Source organism: Haloquadratum walsbyi J07HQW2 (assembly GCF_000415985.1).
Taxonomy (GTDB): domain Archaea; phylum Halobacteriota; class Halobacteria; order Halobacteriales; family Haloferacaceae; genus Haloquadratum; species Haloquadratum walsbyi_B.
On sequence record NZ_KE356561.1, the window covers coordinates 743,311 to 760,567 of the forward strand.

16 protein-coding genes and 1 pseudogene are annotated in these 17,257 nt (G+C 47.0%); 5 read left to right on the plus strand and 12 right to left on the minus strand.

The genetic code is table 11. The features are described 5' to 3' along the window. Window positions 1-241 precede the first annotated feature (241 nt). Window positions 242-568: a cupin domain-containing protein gene (locus J07HQW2_RS03415; protein ID WP_021053940.1), complete on the minus strand. Its 327-nt coding sequence runs from the start codon at window positions 566-568 to the stop codon at window positions 242-244. Between the two features lie 531 nt (window positions 569-1,099). Between J07HQW2_RS03415 and J07HQW2_RS03420 the strand changes: the two genes are divergently transcribed. Continuing rightward, on the plus strand, window positions 1,100-1,963 hold the full coding sequence (locus J07HQW2_RS03420) for a 3-hydroxyacyl-CoA dehydrogenase family protein (RefSeq protein ID WP_021053941.1): 864 nt from the start codon (window positions 1,100-1,102) through the stop codon (window positions 1,961-1,963). A 319-nt stretch (window positions 1,964-2,282) separates the two neighbouring features. Here J07HQW2_RS03420 and J07HQW2_RS03425 read toward each other — a convergent pair. The 5 genes and pseudogenes from J07HQW2_RS03425 to J07HQW2_RS03445 all read right to left on the minus strand — a co-directional run bounded on the left by J07HQW2_RS03425 (window position 2,283) and on the right by J07HQW2_RS03445 (window position 6,488). Next, window positions 2,283-3,569, minus strand: a pseudogene (locus J07HQW2_RS03425) (RNA-guided endonuclease InsQ/TnpB family protein). A 210-nt stretch (window positions 3,570-3,779) separates the two neighbouring features. Further along, complete coding sequence (locus tag J07HQW2_RS03430; protein WP_021053946.1) at window positions 3,780-4,670, minus strand: energy-coupling factor ABC transporter ATP-binding protein; 891 nt, start codon at window positions 4,668-4,670, stop codon at window positions 3,780-3,782. After that, the gene (locus J07HQW2_RS03435; protein WP_021053947.1) at window positions 4,667-5,482 is read right to left on the minus strand and encodes an energy-coupling factor transporter transmembrane component T family protein; all 816 of its coding nucleotides are present in this window, start codon (window positions 5,480-5,482) and stop codon (window positions 4,667-4,669) included. The genes J07HQW2_RS03430 and J07HQW2_RS03435 overlap by 4 nt, the downstream gene beginning before the upstream one ends. 2 nt (window positions 5,483-5,484) lie before the next feature. Beyond that, window positions 5,485-5,808 carry a hypothetical protein gene (locus J07HQW2_RS03440; protein WP_021053948.1) on the minus strand — a complete coding sequence of 108 codons (324 nt, stop codon included), beginning with the start codon at window positions 5,806-5,808 and terminating at the stop codon, window positions 5,485-5,487. Then, window positions 5,808-6,488 carry an energy-coupling factor ABC transporter permease gene (locus J07HQW2_RS03445; RefSeq protein WP_021053949.1) on the minus strand — a complete coding sequence of 227 codons (681 nt, stop codon included), beginning with the start codon at window positions 6,486-6,488 and terminating at the stop codon, window positions 5,808-5,810. The genes J07HQW2_RS03440 and J07HQW2_RS03445 overlap by 1 nt, the downstream gene beginning before the upstream one ends. A 339-nt stretch (window positions 6,489-6,827) precedes the next feature. On the opposite strand from J07HQW2_RS03445, the gene J07HQW2_RS03450 reads away from it, so the two are divergent. Together J07HQW2_RS03450 and J07HQW2_RS03455 are read left to right on the plus strand one after the other, a co-directional pair. Beyond that, a complete protein-coding gene (locus tag J07HQW2_RS03450; protein ID WP_021053950.1) occupies window positions 6,828-7,994 on the plus strand; it encodes a thiolase domain-containing protein in 1,167 nt (388 codons plus the stop codon). Further along, window positions 7,991-8,380 (plus strand): Zn-ribbon domain-containing OB-fold protein, encoded by a 390-nt coding sequence (locus J07HQW2_RS03455; RefSeq protein ID WP_021053951.1) that lies wholly within the window; start codon window positions 7,991-7,993, stop codon window positions 8,378-8,380. The genes J07HQW2_RS03450 and J07HQW2_RS03455 overlap by 4 nt, the downstream gene beginning before the upstream one ends. 221 nt (window positions 8,381-8,601) lie before the next feature. On the opposite strand, the gene J07HQW2_RS03460 is transcribed toward J07HQW2_RS03455, so the two are convergent. The 5 genes from J07HQW2_RS03460 to J07HQW2_RS03480 form a co-directional block, all read right to left on the minus strand. Beyond that, a complete protein-coding gene (locus tag J07HQW2_RS03460) occupies window positions 8,602-9,345 on the minus strand; it encodes a beta-ketoacyl-ACP reductase (RefSeq protein ID WP_021053952.1) in 744 nt (247 codons plus the stop codon). A gap of 186 nt (window positions 9,346-9,531) precedes the next feature. Then, on the minus strand, window positions 9,532-10,959 hold the full coding sequence (phaC, locus tag J07HQW2_RS03465; RefSeq protein ID WP_021053953.1) for a class III poly(R)-hydroxyalkanoic acid synthase subunit PhaC: 1,428 nt from the start codon (window positions 10,957-10,959) through the stop codon (window positions 9,532-9,534). Then, a complete protein-coding gene (locus J07HQW2_RS03470) occupies window positions 10,956-11,510 on the minus strand; it encodes a poly(R)-hydroxyalkanoic acid synthase subunit PhaE (protein WP_021053954.1) in 555 nt (184 codons plus the stop codon). Before J07HQW2_RS03470 ends, phaC begins: the two co-directional genes overlap by 4 nt. Before the next feature lie 172 nt (window positions 11,511-11,682). Continuing rightward, window positions 11,683-12,147, minus strand: coding sequence for a hypothetical protein (locus J07HQW2_RS03475; RefSeq protein WP_021053955.1), 465 nt, complete (start codon window positions 12,145-12,147; stop codon window positions 11,683-11,685). Window positions 12,148-12,153: 6 nt separating this feature from the next. Continuing rightward, on the minus strand, window positions 12,154-12,468 hold the full coding sequence (locus tag J07HQW2_RS03480) for an AbrB/MazE/SpoVT family DNA-binding domain-containing protein (protein ID WP_021053956.1): 315 nt from the start codon (window positions 12,466-12,468) through the stop codon (window positions 12,154-12,156). 171 nt (window positions 12,469-12,639) lie between these two features. Here J07HQW2_RS03480 and J07HQW2_RS03485 point away from each other — a divergent pair, with 171 nt between their 5' ends. Together J07HQW2_RS03485 and J07HQW2_RS03490 are read left to right on the plus strand one after the other, a co-directional pair. Further along, a complete protein-coding gene (locus tag J07HQW2_RS03485) occupies window positions 12,640-13,305 on the plus strand; it encodes a MaoC family dehydratase (RefSeq protein WP_021053957.1) in 666 nt (221 codons plus the stop codon). A gap of 86 nt (window positions 13,306-13,391) precedes the next feature. Continuing rightward, window positions 13,392-14,150: a sugar phosphate isomerase/epimerase family protein gene (locus J07HQW2_RS03490; protein WP_021053958.1), complete on the plus strand. Its 759-nt coding sequence runs from the start codon at window positions 13,392-13,394 to the stop codon at window positions 14,148-14,150. A 69-nt stretch (window positions 14,151-14,219) separates the two neighbouring features. Here the strand turns inward: J07HQW2_RS03490 and leuS are convergent, their stop codons facing one another. Further along, entirely contained in the window at window positions 14,220-16,937 is a 2,718-nt protein-coding gene (gene leuS, locus J07HQW2_RS03495; RefSeq protein WP_048075454.1) for a leucine--tRNA ligase, read from the minus strand. Between the last annotated feature and the right edge of the window lie 320 nt (window positions 16,938-17,257).

Below are 17,257 nucleotides of genomic sequence, written 5' to 3' on the forward strand. Positions count from 1 at the left end.
CGATTATGCTGTGAAATCAAAATAGTTTCACTGTATCATCATAAACTATCTTGATTTTGATTTCCGATATTTGATAACACAATCTCTGTGTATGGTATTATAGAATACGAGGAGAATACCCACGTCTTCAGGCGCGGGAGGATGTCAAACATGCTCATACAGTAGCTAAATTCAGCAACACAATGCAACAACTCGTTAAATCAATGCGTGTCTTCTACGTGCCACCGTAATCGCTACCGAATTAATTATTCGATCCTTTTGCAGGTGCGTAAAGGACTGACATGACTAGCTCATCCTCAAATTCGAGGAACTGATGATCGGTGCCCGGTTCGAGATGGATCACATCACCTTGGGAGACCGGACTGACATCTCCTTCAACATTGATTTTTCCGGCACCAGATGTGACATGGTAGATTTCTTCTTCTGCGTGTGCGTGCAATGGATCCTCATCGCCTGGTTCAAATCGCATCACTTCAAGACTGAATGAGTCTGTCCGAATAGATTCGACAGACTCCTCGCTTTCTTCTTCCAGTTCAGCAGCTTGCTCGGCGACTTCAATTGCGTTCATTTACATCCTAATATAGGAGTGCGAGTAGTTTGTATGTTTTGGTAACTCCAATTTAGGTAGTACCATATTGGGTATATATGAGAGTAAAGGCTACCTACAATCAGATGCTGCGCGGCGAGTAGCAATGAATATGCTAACTTCTGATGTGTATAATCGCGAATTTATGATTGATCTATTTGCATAGAGTGCGTTCCTGAGTGCAATGTGTATTTTTTGTCTAATAAATAGTTTAATTAACTGTCAAACATCGAAACTCAATCATTAACTCGACAAGATGAAAATGATACGTTTGTATTCATATCTGAATGGTAAACTGTCACATACTATAGACATGCAGTTATCGAATCGAAGACTCACGTTCAATATTACTAACTATTGCTGTATTATTTTTGAAGCTGAGACAGTATCAGGGCAGGCACGTAGGGTGAATTGACATCTGTAGTAAGCGTACTTGATACGTAATTAATTATTAGACCCTGACTTGTTTCATAAGCGAAAAGATTAGGTGAGTACTAGACTGACGCCCGTTTGATGACACGTGATATTGAATCTGTCGAGCAGGTCGGCGTCGTTGGAGCAGGAACAATGGGTAGTGGGATCGCACAGGTTGCAGCAGCGACAGGATATGACGTGATCCTGCGAGATATTGAAACTAAATACGTTGAAGATGGACTTGCAGCAATCGCTGATCGAGTTGACCGGGATGTCGAAGCTGAGCGCCGGAGCGAAAATGAGGCAGCAATGATACAAGAGCGCATCAGTGGGACGACGACACTCGATGATCTTACAGCATGTGATCTCATTGTTGAGGCAGCCGTCGAAGATATGGATATTAAACAGGATATCTTCAGTGATCTTGATGCAATGACAAGTGAGGATGCCATTCTTGCGACAAATACAAGCACGCTATCGATTACCAGTATCGCGAGTGTGACGAAATACCCTGAGCGTGTTATTGGTATTCATTTTATGAATCCCGTTCCTGTGATGGATGGTGTTGAACTCGTTGCAGGGGAGAAGACTGCTGATGATGTTTTGACACTCGCTCGCTCATTTACGGAAACGCTTGGAAAAGAAGCATGGGTTTCTGATGATAAGCCAGGTTTCGTGACAAATCGAATTCTCATGCCATGGATCAATGAGGGGATTCGTGCGTATAATGAAGATGTTGCCACGAAAGAAGACATAGATAAGGGGATGACACTCGGAACGAACGCCCCGATGGGACCGCTGACGCTCGCAGATCACATCGGATTGGATGTCTGTTTGCATGCAACAGAAACGCTATATAACGAATTTGGTGACCGATATAAACCAGCATACCTGCTTAAGCGGAAGGTCGAAGCTGGTGACCTTGGAAAGAAGACTGGTAAAGGCTTCTATGAGTATGAATGATTGGACCGAAGATATGAAAAATAGCCTATCTGGCTGGAAAGTATCCTGTTTGTGTTGAGTTCGTGATAATTGATTTTCAGATATCATAAGTAATATGATAGGTGGAAGCCTGTGATACATTTCATATACTTGACTGGATTGACTAGCTTATATTATGTCATATCCACCGTCAGATTCTGTTTCAATAGCTCACGATCATCTTCGTCCACACAAGCAGTAACGGTGCATGGGACAGGAAAGATGTCGATATTGACATCCTCCCGCACCTGAAAATGCGGGAATCCCACGGCACCACACCGCTAGGTTAGGATATTGTGGTTTACGACGTGACCTGTCCTTGAGGTGCGAACACACCAGTTTCGGTCTCAAACAAGAACGTCGAAGGCTGTGCCAACCAGCCGTTACTTCTATTCACCGACAGACTCGGTGAACTCGAAGATACTTTCTGCCGAATGTTCTCAGCACCATTCACGTCTGCGTTCGCTACTGTGTCACAGTCATCACACATGTACAGACCGCGTTCCACACGGTTCGCGTCACGCTTGCGACCACAACATGAACACGACTTTGATGTATCACGTTCAGACACTTTTGTGACCGTGATTCCTTCCATTTCAGCCTTATATTCGAGCAAGTCGGTGAAACGGTCGAACGCCCATGAGTGAAGGTCGAGATTACCGTGTTTACCCCAGTTTTTCGACTCACCATTCTCTTCATCCTCACGGATGCCGGAGAGATTACCCACCACAATTGTTCCAATACCTTCCTCAACGCATCGCTGAACGATGTGTTTCGAGAGGGTAGTGGAAGTAGTGGGTGCGACGACCCGATTTCGTTTGATTCAACCGGGTAGCTTGCTTGGAGTTTGAGTCGTCGCACTGGGCAATGCACTTGCTAAAGTAGTAGTCATCTTGTTTCAGACAGTTCAGTGGGTAGAGTTCGCTATGCCCATCTTCGTAAGCGAGTGCGGCGAAGTTCTTGATGCCAAGGTCAACGCCCACAGTCTTCTCACCGGGTGCTTCAGCAGCTTCGATTGCGACTTTACAGACGATGTGTAGTTTCCACTCGTCATCAGTCCAGACGGCTCTAACTTGTTGGACGCTCTCCACGGTCGAGAGGTCAACATCGGGACAACTTTTGTACTTGCAAAGGATGAAGTCCGACCGGTAGTCCTTGGTGTTGTCACCTTGTGAGAGGCGAACACGCTGGTACTCCGTGTCGAGTTTAAAACCAGCAGCTTTGAACGTGACCGTACTTCGTAGGTGTTTGTCACCGCGTTTGCGGTAGCCAGGTGGGTTAGCTCTCATATCTCCGTTTCGTCGTTTACCGTACCAACCGTTGAACGCTTCAGCGAGTTCTTGAAGGACTCGCTGACTTGACTTGACTGAGAGTGTAGGTCACCATAGCGTTCGTGATTCTTGAGGTAGGCGGTGAGTTCGTCATGTTTTGGAATGTAGTTGATTTCATCCCAGACGCGACTGCACGTCCACCGTCCGACGTTCCAGAGTGTTGAAGCGGCGAACCCGAGCGAATCAAGGTCGTCTTGCACCTGTTGCTGATTCCGTATGGAAGCAGTATAGGTACGGGTAACGACCTGTTTCACCATACATAAACTACGTTGATAAGGCTAATTACTAATTTGCATTAATTTGGAATATCCGAACCTGCTATCGGTGACTGACTGCAAAAATAATGTCGAATTCATCCTGACCCTACAGGGTCAGGCATTCTTCTTGAATATGTGTAAATTCACTCACAGCAATTAAACGCCTTTGATACTACACAACATATCGGAAGAAAACAGTATACGAAGCGGTCAGTCGATACTGGTATTATCCAGTGATTCTGTGTGAGTCGTCTCAGACGGGCGAGTGCGATCAGAAAATACTGTAACAAGATCAGCCTCTGTGACCGGCTGAACAGCGGAATCAACGCCAACATCACGCGCTACACGGACCGCTGTTGGTGGACGAAGATTTGCTCGTTCTAATAGCTCATCATCATAGAACGCTGTCTGTGGTGTGCCACTCCCGATGATATTACCATCAGCCATCACACAGACACGATTGGCAATTTCGGCGGCGAACTCTAAGTCATGAGTTGATACTACAACACTGATTCCCTCCTCATGGATCTGGTGGATTCGCTCAGCAACTAACCGTGACCGCTCAGGATCAAGACCAGCCAGCGGTTCATCAAGTACGACCACACTAGGATCTAAGACCAATACGCCGGCAAGACCGATGAGTCGCTTCTCACCGCCGCTGAGATAATGTGGAACACGGTCTTCAAGATGTGATGCATCAACCGTCGCCAGTGCTTCCCGAGCCCGGCGCTCAGCTTCCTTTCCGGTTATTCCGTAGTTTTGGAGACCGAACACGACATCATCTAATACTGTGGGCGCCACTAACTGTGTATCGGCATTTTGGAAGACGAATCCGACTGCCTTCCGGGCATATCCTTTGTTATCTTCGGTGATTTCGGTACCATCAACGACCAACTCGCCATCATCTGGAACGAGGGTAGCGTTCAAGTGCTCTAATAATGTCGATTTGCCGGCTCCATTACCGCCAACGAACGCAACGACCTCATCAGGATACACTGAGAAGTCGACATCATGCATCCCAACAGTCCCGTCGGGGTATGTGTGAGCTCCACACTGGAGGTCAATCAGTGGTGTCTGCCTCTCAGAACGGTCCGTACTCATATTGAGACCACCTCATAAACGGCAGTCAGCGCGTAAACGACGACACTAATATAACAGACACCAACGCCGATAATTTCACGAGCAGGCGGTCGTGAGACATCACCGTACAGCGTGATATCACCATTATATCCGCGAGCCTCCATCGACTTGACTAGCCGTTCAGATCGCTCAATAGCGGTCAACAATGTCATTCCAAGTATTCGGGCATAGATCCGGCGGTTCGCCCAGAACTCAGAAAGAGATGCCCCACGAGCGAGGACACCTTTCACCAAATCCTCAAGTGTCTCAATCATGACAAATGTGAATCGATAGGTGAGTAATGCGACTTGGTCGATTGGTCGGGGCAGCAAGCGACCAAGCAAATAAGCGATATCAGCGTATCGAGTGCTCATTGTTGCGGTCAGTGTGAACGTTACGACACTGAGTGACCGACAAGTTAATTCGCCGAACAGCGAGGCACCTGCCCAGGTTACCGAGAGTTCACCAACGGGAGTGTCGAGTGCTCCACCGACTGCTACCCCTGGTTCAAGAAAGGCTAGCGGTCCCGCCACTGAAACGACAAATAACAGTGGTAGCGTATACCAATACATAAGTCGACCATATGGGAATCCGGCGACACCATATGTCAATAGTGTCGCAGCATAGAGCCCTGCAAGAATAAAGAGGCTGTCAATAACGGTCACTGCGAGGACGAGGGCGCCTACTACGCCGACCTTTGTCCAGGGATTCACGCGGTGTAGGGGTCCTTCTTGATGTTCGGCATACGCAGTAATGAGCCGTGGGTCTGGAACGTGGTTTGAAAGCGTTGTCACGATTACTGAGCTGTGCGTTCAGAGTCCTCGAGTTCACGATACCGACTCGCATATACATATAACCCAATAGCAAAGACAATCATCAACACAACAACGCCGAAGAACTCGAGCATCATACCACCTTTGCGGATCGGACCAGCGACAAGTACTCCCCGACTAAGATCAATGAGTGCACCGCTGCCCTCTCGTGCACCGCGTTGGAGTGCCTGTGCAGAGCGTTTAGCCCACGGAAGTGAGCCACCAGTTGAAGTAAACCCCCACAGACCAGCAACAAGGCAAAATGCACATAATCCAGCAAGCCCACCATACTGTTTCCAGCGGTTCATTAGGCTGTCACCCCAGCGGATTCCTCAGTCGTAGTGCGGTCGGCAAGACCAATGAGATCAGGTCGGACCGAGGCAAGAAATTGGATAATAAATCCTGTTAAAACCCCTTCGACGACTGCCACACCAAGATTGAGACCGACCAGCCCACCGACTGCGATTGTTAGGTCACTGCGCGGTAATGTACTCCCGTTGACGCCGCTAATAATAATAATTACGCCCATCAGGATTGCTCCAGCTGAAAGACCGATAGTTGCTGCGCTGGCACTGGCAGGGAAGCTATCCCAATCCATCCGAAGCAACGTCCTGAATATGTAGTATGCAACGATAGCCTCAGAAGCGTTGATCAGCGTATTTGCTCCGAGCAGGCCGACAGCACCGTGACCCAACGCTGCCGAGAAAATATTGACGACAAGAGCAATGAGTGTGCCAAGCAGTGGTCCGGCAAGAATACCGACGAGACCGGTGAGGTTCATATGGATACCACCCCATACAGGGATGTTCAGTTGAAAAATTGCGAAACTTGCTGCTGCTCCAATTCCAGCAAGAGCAATCTGATGAGTCTTTATTCCACCCTTACGAATCCGATAGACAACTAGACTGACTAATGTTACGCCAAGTGTTGTCCATACGATTAGTGCCCACAGGGGGAATGAGCCCTCGCCAAGATGGATATGTGCCATATCTGATTTAGTAATCTTGTGCTTGGATATAATAATTTTACCATTTTTGAGGAAGTAAACTAACAACTATTCAATAGCAACGGAGTCTCGTTGATAATGCATTTTGTCTGTGATATGGAATCAAGCGGCTAACTTCTACTTTCTGTGATTTATTAGCATGTATCGATATGAATCGAAACAATCGCAGAATAATTAATCAAGGAGCAGCAAATAAAATGTATTATATGTATCAAATGTCACTAAATTAAAGCTATTCATATCTCACCGATAGCATCATTCAGATAATAAAGAAGTAAAATTTACGCAGTCTTTTTATCGAATCTCAATAATATGTTTATTATGGGTCATCCACAGGTCGCAGGCGTCGGACTCACACACTTTGGGAAGCATCCTGAACGCACAACTCGAGACATGTTTGCAGAAGCCGGTCTCACGGCTCTTGATGACGCCGGAGTTGACTCGGACGATATTGAAAGTGTTTTTTATGGGAATTTCATCGGTGAGGTCTCTGAGGATCAAGGTCATATGGGACCAATCTCAGCAGAGGCGCTCGGTATTGATGCCCCTGCAACACGGATTGAAAGTGCGTGTGCATCTTCAGGTGTTGCTGTGCGTGAAGCTGTCAAGAACGTTCGCTCTGGTGAGTCCGACGCAGTGATCGTCGGAGGTGCCGAGCGAATGAATAATCTTGGGACTGCCGAGACGACGGCATCACTCGCGCTCGCCGCGGATGATCTGTATGAGGTTCGTGTTGGAATGACTTTCCCTGGTGCGTATGCCCTGATGGCAGATGCGTATTTTGAGGAATATGGTGGGTCAAGAGAAGATCTAGCGTATATCGCACAGAAGAATCACGCAAATGCCGTTGATAATGAATTTGCACAGTTCCAATATGAAATTGATATTGATGACGCTCTCGATGCGCCACCGGTAGCAGAACCGTTACATCTCTATGATGCGTGTCCAGTGACCGATGGAGCCGCGGCAGCGGTCATTGTCAGTGAGGAGTATGCTGCAAATAATAATCTCGATATTGACGTCCGCGTGACAGGATCCGGGCAGGGTTCAGATAATCTCGCACTCCAGGACCGCGAGTATCTTACACAGACGCCAGCGGCAACGAACGCCGCAAATGAAGCCTTTGACGATGCAACGATTGGACCTGCTGATGTTGATCTCGCAGAGGTACATGATTGCTTCACAATTGCAGAGGTCCTCGCACTCGAATCAATGGGAATCTTTGATCACGGCGATGGGATCAACGCTGCACGTCGTGGTGATACGCTTCCTGAGGGCGACATCCCAGTCAACCTCTCTGGTGGGCTTAAAGCAAAAGGACATCCTGTCGGAGCAACAGGTGCCGCACAGATTGCAGAAATGACACGACTGTTACGCGGTGACCATCATAACAGCGAGTATGTCTCAGATTCCTCTGTCGGAATAACACATAATGCTGGTGGAACCGTAGCAAGTACTGTTGTTCATGTCTTGGAGGTGGACCAATGAGTGATGTTGGCGATGCTGGATACGATGAATTACTCGAGGCAATTGATGCGGGTGATGGCTACTATCTCGAGTGCGAAAATGAGCATGGGTCATTGCCACCACGACGTGTATGCCCACACTGTGGTTCAACTGATATTGAAGAAGTGTCACTCCCCGATGCAGGGGAAGTCGTTGCACACACAAAGGTCCATGTCCCGACTCCACGGTTCAGCGAAGACGCTCCGTATAATGTCGTGATCGTCGATTATGGACAGGTGCAGTTGACAGGACAACTCGTTGGTATTGATGATAATGATATCACGCACGGGCTTGATGTTACAGTCCAACTCGGTGACGCGACAAAAACAGGCGAACCGGTCGTGACGTTCGTTCCGGCTGGAAAATAATACGTCATCATTACTTGCAGGAATTGTTTCATTTTCATCTTTTAAGATTTGAGACGAACGGTTAAATACGTGATATTAGGAATCAAGACGGCAGGCAGAAATACGGAATAATGAATCACCTCTGGATCAAAACCCGTGGTATTCGCCGTCACCGCTGGTGAATAAAGTATATTTATTCAGTTAATGCTCATCATCAAGAGGAGCGTATGGTGTCAATTGAACTAAAGATCCATAGCACCGTTCACATCGATAACCTCACCTGAGATATATGATGCTTCTCCACTTGCGAGGAACTTCACCACGTGCGAGATATCTTGAACATCACCAAACCGACTCATTGGGATATCATCTCGAATTGAATCTTTGACAGTATCAGGCACATCTGCAAGCATATCGGTTTTGGTAAACCCTGGTGCAACTGAATTTGCTGTTGACCCTGATGGCGCAAGTTCAAGTGCGAGCGTGCGCGTGAATCCAAAAATGCCTGACTTTGAGGTTGCATAGTTTGCCTGCCCAAAGTTACCCTGTTTTCCGACGATTGAAGAGATATTGATTAATCGTCCTTGGTCTGATGATTTGATATCGCTGAAGAAAGCTTTTGTTGCATTAAACGTCCCGTTGAGGTTCACATCAATGACCGACTTCCACTGATCGGGCGTCATCTTCTCAAATGTCGTGTCCTTGGTAATGCCGGCATTATTAATCAAAATATCAATTGACCCAAATTCATCATGGACATGGTCCCGCATAGATTTGATTGCTGAAAAATCGGTGACATCTGCCTGAGCGGTAATCGCAGTACCACCGGCATCACGAATCGTCTCAACGACATCATTTGCTTCTGCCTGTGATGATCGGTAGTTAACCGCTACATTGACCTCCTCACCAGCCAGTTCCTCAGCAATGCCACGACCAATGCCCCGCGATGCACCCGTAATAACGCAGGTTCTATTTTCGAGGTTCATCATTATGATAGTCCTGCTGTTCAGTGATCTGCCCAGCAGATAATCCATATTATGATACTACATTGATAATATTTTGGTAGGTATAGAAGGATTTGCTGATAATCACATATCGATATATTATACCATATTAGGATTATTTTCCACTCATACAGATGCTCGAGTAGTTAGTATCTATCGTGATTGAGATTATTGCTCGGTCACCTCACTCGCACGCTCACTCCACTCACGAAGCCGTGATGCACTAACCTCGATTGTCTCAGCGAGCGTGTCAGGATCAGCTGCGGCAAGACCGGCAACCGTCTCAATGCCTGCATCCTCCAACTGCTCACTGTATGCCGGTCCAATGCCCTGAATTGATTCTAATTCAGGTTTTTCTGCAGACTCAGTCGTCGTGTCTGCTTGCTCTGTGCTCCTCTCACCCTCATTAGAGTCGGTATCGTCACCAACAGGAATCTCAACAGCAGTATCATCAACAACTTCCGTTGCCCCATCTGTTGAGAGACTTGAAGCTGACTCAACGGCTGAACGCTCAGCAAACCATCCAGCAACATCTGGCCAAAGTTCGGCGTGTGAGCTACTTGAGACAGATAATCCGATATGTCCGGTTGATGCCTCCATAATTTCGGTATCCGAACTCGGAATGACGTCATTAAACGGTCGAGACGCTTCCGGTGGGATGAGATGGTCATACTCGCCCATCACTTGCAACACTGGCATATCCAATTCAGATAATTCGACTGACTCGCCACCGAGTTCAAGTGTATCACGATAGAGTTGATTTTCCTGGTAGATCTTTTCAAGAAACTCGACATATGCCGTTCCTGCAACATCAATTCCATCAGAGAGCCACCGTTCCATTCGTGAGAAATTCTCAACGAAGTCCTGATCATCGAGTTTGTCGTACAGCGTCGTGTATTTTGTAATATAATTATTAACAGGATCCATCAGAGCAAATCCAGTATCAAGGAACTCTGCGGGGACATTCCCGAAGGCATCAGTGACGTCCTGTGGGGAATAATACTCATCATCGCCCCATTCTTCAAGAATGCCACCAGTTCCAGCAAAGCAAAGTCCTGCTGCCATCAATCCAAGATTGCGAACTTTCTCGGGATTAATGGCACTGTACATGACACTCATTGTCCCGCCCATACAGTATCCCAGTAGATTAATTGAATCTACGTTTGATTGATCAGTGACTGCGTCAACACAGTTGTCGATATATCGGTTGACATAATCATCAAGAGATAATGCCTGATCAAGTAGCGATGGCTCACCCCAATCAATCAGATACACATCAAAACCTGCTTCAAGTAGCCGCCGAACAACAGATCGATCAGCTTGAAGATCGAGAATATATGGTCGATTGATCAACGCATAAACAATAAGAATTGGTACGTCGTGGTTTTCTTCTGCGTCGATGCCTGCTGCTTCAGCATCATATCGAAGTAATTCAAGCTTATTTTCCTCATAGACGACGTTACTTGGCGTTTCACCAACCTCGATAGTTGCCATCGTCTCCAGGCTTTCTGGAAGTGCTTGCATCGACTCAGTTGTCTCAGTCATTGAGTTGATGAAGTTTCGTTGTGCGTCAAGTGGGTATGTGAACGGATTCATGTCTGATCAATAAGCTGATCTAGTTTTGATTCAATTGATTGCTGTCGTCGTTCAACCTCCACAAGTCGTTCACCGACCTCACGAATATCGCCGGTTGTCGCAAATCCCATCCCGTGAAGCGTGTCCTCAGCCGTGTCATTCATCTGTTGTTGGAAATCAAGAACGCTATCGAGATTTTGACCGGTCATTGCTGCAAATGCGGTTGTTGACATCGACTCTTTGAACGCCTCATTTGCGGTATTCAGCCAAATATCACGGAATTCTGTCGGGTCGACGTCTTCACCCTCAATTATATCTCCCATCCGTTCATATGAGGATTCTGCAGCCTCCATCCAGGACTCATACGCTTGTGCAGCACCTTCTGAGGCATCATCGAATTGCTCCTCAGAAAACATCTCATCGGCTGAATCCAACATCATGTCCGCAAACTCAGACTGTGCGTCCATGTTACGTTTGAGTGTGTCGGTGTATGCTTCTGAAAACTGTTCGAACATCGATTCCATCATTTCGGTCCCCATCATCTCTGCGGGATCTCCTGTATTATTGCTCATTGTTATTTATGTATGTTATCGTACCCACGTAGTGTCAGTGTTTGGGTTTCGTTTCGGATCTCCATAATAGATTGAAAAATAGCGTTATAAAATATATAATAATTTTCGCACTATCTACATGAGTCGTATTATCACATAGACAGTGTAGTAGTAATGAATATAAATCCGAGTCTTACTCGTCCATGGAGATCGGCACCGGTGTGCCGTCACTCATTGACTCTGCGTTTGTCATCGCCTGAGACATCATCTCATACATCTCATCGACCATCTCCGCCTGTGTCTCAGCGAGTTCATCATAGCCGTCAATTGCGTCTTCTGCCGAATCCTCGAGTGACTCCCACGTTTCACCGTGCACATCAACTAATGCATCGTATTGATCATCGATAGCACTTCGAAGTTCCTCAGTGGTGTCGTCTGGAAGTCCAGGCTCCATTCCATCAATAGCAGTGTGAAATGCACGACGAGTCATCTCAACACTATCTTGCTGAGCACTTGCAGTTGGTTCAAAACTTTCAATAACTGCCTCGGCAGCTTCTTTCTGAAATTCAATCGACTGGGTTACCGCTTCGCGACTTGCTTCCATGTACGTGCGTTGCATCTCGAACATACTGCTGAGTGGATTTTGATCTGTATTCATTGTAAATCACCGATTTCGTTTGATTGGGATGACAACCGTTTGGACAATGTCGCCCTCCTCAATGTCAAGTGCTTCTCGCTCCGCATCGGGGATCGAAATACGCCCACCGCTTTGGACGCGTGTTTTGAACATCGCTGTTCCCATACTCATGGCACTCAACTGTGAGAAATCACCGAGTCCGCCAGCGTTCATATTACTCTGCATGAACTGCTCGAATAGTTCCTGCTGGCTCTGTGTCGCATTCTGTGTTGCTTCCTGAAACTGTTTTGCAACAGCCGCCGGCGACCAGATGGGCGTCTCATCATCCGAATCGTCTGTCATCTCAGTTTTACATACTCGGCTTGAGATGATAAATCTTGTTATTATTACCATTTGTTACCACTGAGTACCATTTGTTGGTTTTGTATGTTTCAGATATACTTTCAGTTCCGTCGATTGGCATTTTATGATTAATTCACAACTGCTATCAATGATGATTACATCTAGCCTGATATGGCATCTGATCAGTCATCAATGACTGACTCATTCGAAGGAATAGCGACTGCGTGGTTAGAGTCATCAACAGCTGTTTCAAAGAATATGGCTCAAATGTACTCAAATATTGCTGAAGCCAATCGTGAGTTGTGGTCACAATCGATGGATCCAGCAGAATCGACTGATCGAGAGTCCGGTGATGACTCAATCGCTTACAGTAAGTCTTCATGGACAACGGTTCAATCAGTTGACACAGTTGAAGAACTCGGCGTTGGTAGTGAGGTAGTATTCAGAAAAGAATTGACTGATAGTGATGTTCACGCATTTGCAGATATCAGTGGTGACACGAATCGACTTCATCTTGATGATGAATTCGCCTCAGATACCCGGTTTGGTCGCCGAATTGTCCATGGCACATTGGCGTCTGGATTAATTAGCTCTGCACTTGCGCGTCTCCCCGGGATGATCGTATACCTGTCACAGGATCTTGATTTTGAGCGCCCTGTCGATATTGGAACGACTGTTGAGGCAACTGTTAGTATTATTGAAACGCTTGACGGTGATCGATATCGACTCAACACGACAGTGCAAACAGCGGAGGGGACTACTGTCATTGATGGTGAGGCGGTTGTCCTTATCGATTCACCACCAGCAACCGAGACAGACACAGACACGAGTGAGTAAGTTTAGTTACTATCGTTATTATGATCCCAGATAATGACGAGCGGTCGCATCAACTATTGCGCTCGTCTCTAAACATATAGATAGCTATGCATGTTGGTGTCTCGATTGGTCCATATCTTGACCGCATCGAAACTATTCCAGACGCTTTTGAGTACGTCGAAATCGGACTTGGTGAGGGTGAACAACCGATTGGAGAAATTAATGTTAATTCGGTTTCAGAACGGCTTCACAAACGAAATCTTGATGTCACCGTACATCTCCCATATTATCAGCCGCTCGCAACCGCCGTAGATACAATCGACTCTGCGACACTCTCATATATTGATTCTGTGTTAGAGACAGCAAGTGCTCTTGGCGCAACAACCGCTGTAGCACATCCGACACGTCGTGGAATTGCTCCGAGCTCGGAGCAATTTCATGAGCAACTACGTAGCCTCGTTGAAATTGGACATACGCATGATGTCACCGTCTGTTTTGAAACAACTGGGTATGCTGGTGACCTCGCACTTGACCGCGTGGGAGCGACAATTGATGATGTCGATGGTGCAATTTGTCTTGATATTGGGTACGCATATCTCGAAGCAGGGGTAAGTGGCATACGAACACTGCTCACACAGTATGGTGATATTGTTGAACACCTCCACGTTCACGATGGTCGACATCGTGGCGATACACATATTCCAGTCGGTAGCGGTGACGTTGCAATGGCTGACATTGGGTCGCTTCTGCAGGAGTTCGTTCCTGAAGCAACGGCAACAATTGAAGTGTTCACTGATGACGCCGCACATCTCACAGACTCACGACAACGATTTATTGAGCTGATTGAAGATGTCGACAGTCAGTAACATGCCCTAGGGTACGGCTGTGCACTACCACATAGGCAGATAGAAATACAGGATAAGGACATACTAATACTACTCATCGATATCGATCGCTGGACGACCAGGTTCAGCTTGTCGTGCGACATCTGCCGGGGCATCTTCGGCATGGACGACAGTAACAGGGGCCTCAAACTCGCGCTCAATGAGCCATGTTGCCGCATGGAGTGTTTCATACTCACGCTCTGGTGGGAGCGTTGTCGCCAATGCCTCACGCTCATTTTGTAACTGCTGTCCATACTCAGCAGCTGCATCACCCTGTTCACGCATAGTTGGATTTTGCATCAATTCCGATATGAGATTTTCAGCATCGCTTTCGATTGCGGTTGTCAGTGCGGTGTATTTCCATGCTGGTGAAACAACGATTGTGATTGCCTCTGGATCATCGATATCAGCAACGGTGATGATTTGACGAACATCCTCTCGGGTATCCTCAACAAGTGCACGTCGTTTTGTAACGACGTCATACTCAACATCCGTCTGTGGCCATGATGCATCGGTAATAAATTCATCATGATCAAGTGCTGAATACAGTTCTTCGGTTAGATGTGGTGCGACCGGGGCGAGCAGTCGAATAACAGTCTCAATGCCACGGCGATATGTGTCAGCATGTGGTGTCGTATAATTACGGTACTGTCTCAGGGTTTGTACAAGATCCCGTGCCTCCCGCAGAGCAACACTAAAAGATAGCTCATCATACTCTTGAGTCGTAATCGCAATAGCGGCATCAATTTCAGCGTCAATGTATGATGCAATCGGTGTGCGTTCATCCGCAAATGCGGTTTCAGTGTTCAATGTCGACAACTGAGTGGACGTATCGTCGCGCGCAAGCACTGCTCTGTCGGGTTTTGTCTCAGCGATTGCATCAACAAGCTCAATAAGTCGTGTCAACAGCTGATTGGTCGAACGAACACCCTCTTCTGACCAATCAAAATCACGCTCAGGTTGTGCTGCTTGCATCATGAATAATCGAGCGGTGTCAGCACCGTATTCTTCAACGATTCGCTGTGGTGAGACAGTATTACCCTTTGATTTTGACATTTTCTCACCATTTAATTGAACCATTCCCTGAGCTAATAAGTTATCAAACGGTTCGGTGGCTTCGAGACAATCGTTCTCAGCTAACACCTTCGTAAAGAATCGTGAGTACAACAGATGCATGACCGCATGTTCAATCCCACCAACGTACTGATCGACCGGCATCCATTGATTCGCTCGCTCGAGATCGAAGGGTTCAGTCTCGACATCTGGTGAAATATATCGGAGGAAATACCATGAAGAGTCAACGAAGGTGTCCATCGTATCTGTTTCTCGAGTCGCTGCAGCATCACACTCAGGACAGGTTGTCTCCTTCCAGTCAGTTGCAGCCTCAAGTGGGTTTCCAGTTGTATTAATAAACGATGGAAGCTCAACAGGAAGATTCTCTTCGGGAACAAGCACTGGACCGCACTCATCACAGTAGACAACCGGAATCGGCGTCCCCCAGTATCGTTGTCGAGAGATACCCCAATCACGAAGTCGATACTGTGTATCTAATTCAGCTCCAGTGGTGTCGGTTGTAATCTCTTCGCGTGCGGTCTCACTGTCGAGTCCTGTGTACTGCCCAGAATTAATAACGACGCCGTCGTCGGTATATGCCGTTTCAGAAATATCCGGAGTACTTGGAGTATTATCATCAGTTGTGTCGGGAGCGACAACGGGTGTGATATCAATGTCCATCGCTGTTGCAAACGCATGATCGCGTTCATCATGTGCTGGAACACCCATCAATGCGCCCGTTCCAACATCGGAAAGAACAAAATCAGCAATATACACTGGAATTTCATCACCAGTAACGGGGTTTGTGGCGGTCAATCCGGTTGCAACACCGTTTGGCTCATCACCATCAGGATCAGCCTCATCTGTGATGAATGTCTCAATAGATGGGTCCTCTGCCCGTAGATCATCTGCAATCGGGTGATCGGTCGCAACTGCAAAGAATGTCGCACCATGAATCGTGTCTGCACGCGTGGTAAATGCCTCGATCGTGCCGTACCCATCGATTTCAAACGGCAGCAACGTCCCGTATTGTCGACCGATCCAATTTCGTTGCATCTGTTTTACATTGTTCGGCCACCCCTCAAGCCGGTCAATGTCATCAATAAGCTCATCAGCCCACTCAGTGATTTTTAGAAACCACTGTGCCAACTCACGCTGTTCAACCGCGGTATCACATCGCCAGCACAACTCAGCCTCGCCTTCGACTTGTTCATCGGCAAGGACGGTTTCACACGATGGACACCAATTGACATCGGCATCTCGTCGCTCAACGATTCCAGCGTCATAGAACTCACGGAAGAAATATTGATTCCACTGGTAGTACTCTGGATCACAGGTCGTGATTTCGCGATCCCAGTCATATCCAAATCCCATGGAGTCCATCTGCTCACGCATCGTCTCAATACAATCATACGTCCAATCACGAGGGTTGGTATCGCGCTCTTTTGCAGCGTTTTCTGCAGGAAGACCAAATGCGTCCCATCCCATCGGGTGAAGAACATCATCTCCACGCATCCGGCGATATCGAGCGTATGCATCGGTAATGGTGTAATTTCGGACATGCCCCATATGTAATTTTCCGGAAGGATATGGATACATACCCAAGACGTAGGTGAGGTCTGATGGATCATCTGGTGTCCGGTAGGTGTCTGCGTCATCCCACGCGGCTTGCCAGTGTGTTTCAACGGCAGCGTGATCGTAGTTTCCCTTCGTCATCAGTTGATACTGAATATCTTTTAGCGACGCCATATTTTCAACTTGGCGCAACAAACTCAGTAGACGCGATTCATATGATTCATTATTGATAGAAATCTGAAGACAATAGCTATCAGATACAACCGGGCATCGAGAATAACGGAATGAAGTGAAGTGTTGATTCATTTTGACTTCAATGGTATAATCCAGATAATCAATATACGTGCTCAATCACATGGTGTATCAGCTTAGCTATATCTGCCTAGACCTCATTTGCCGGTCTACGAGTCTGAAATAAACCCTCATCTCTCATCTGCTTCAATTGCTGCACACAGCGAGTT

What these genes read in the sequence shown, in the direction of transcription:
- J07HQW2_RS03415 (WP_021053940.1), bottom strand. Translation starts at nt 568, where the DNA reads ATGAACGCAATTGAAGTCGCCGAGCAAGCTGCTGAACTGGAAGAAGAA.
- leuS (WP_048075454.1), bottom strand. Translation starts at nt 16,937, where the DNA reads ATGACGAAGGGAAACTACGATCACGCTGCCGTTGAAACACACTGGCAA.
- J07HQW2_RS03455 (WP_021053951.1), top strand. Translation starts at nt 7,991, where the DNA reads ATGAGTGATGTTGGCGATGCTGGATACGATGAATTACTCGAGGCAATT.
- J07HQW2_RS03470 (WP_021053954.1), bottom strand. Translation starts at nt 11,510, where the DNA reads ATGAGCAATAATACAGGAGATCCCGCAGAGATGATGGGGACCGAAATG.
- J07HQW2_RS03450 (WP_021053950.1), top strand. Translation starts at nt 6,828, where the DNA reads ATGGGTCATCCACAGGTCGCAGGCGTCGGACTCACACACTTTGGGAAG.
- J07HQW2_RS03475 (WP_021053955.1), bottom strand. Translation starts at nt 12,147, where the DNA reads ATGAATACAGATCAAAATCCACTCAGCAGTATGTTCGAGATGCAACGC.
- J07HQW2_RS03480 (WP_021053956.1), bottom strand. Translation starts at nt 12,468, where the DNA reads ATGACAGACGATTCGGATGATGAGACGCCCATCTGGTCGCCGGCGGCT.
- J07HQW2_RS03420 (WP_021053941.1), top strand. Translation starts at nt 1,100, where the DNA reads ATGACACGTGATATTGAATCTGTCGAGCAGGTCGGCGTCGTTGGAGCA.
- J07HQW2_RS03490 (WP_021053958.1), top strand. Translation starts at nt 13,392, where the DNA reads ATGCATGTTGGTGTCTCGATTGGTCCATATCTTGACCGCATCGAAACT.
- J07HQW2_RS03460 (WP_021053952.1), bottom strand. Translation starts at nt 9,345, where the DNA reads ATGAACCTCGAAAATAGAACCTGCGTTATTACGGGTGCATCGCGGGGC.
- J07HQW2_RS03440 (WP_021053948.1), bottom strand. Translation starts at nt 5,808, where the DNA reads ATGAACCGCTGGAAACAGTATGGTGGGCTTGCTGGATTATGTGCATTT.
- J07HQW2_RS03485 (WP_021053957.1), top strand. Translation starts at nt 12,640, where the DNA reads ATGGCATCTGATCAGTCATCAATGACTGACTCATTCGAAGGAATAGCG.
- J07HQW2_RS03430 (WP_021053946.1), bottom strand. Translation starts at nt 4,670, where the DNA reads ATGAGTACGGACCGTTCTGAGAGGCAGACACCACTGATTGACCTCCAG.
- phaC (WP_021053953.1), bottom strand. Translation starts at nt 10,959, where the DNA reads ATGAATCCGTTCACATACCCACTTGACGCACAACGAAACTTCATCAAC.
- J07HQW2_RS03445 (WP_021053949.1), bottom strand. Translation starts at nt 6,488, where the DNA reads ATGGCACATATCCATCTTGGCGAGGGCTCATTCCCCCTGTGGGCACTA.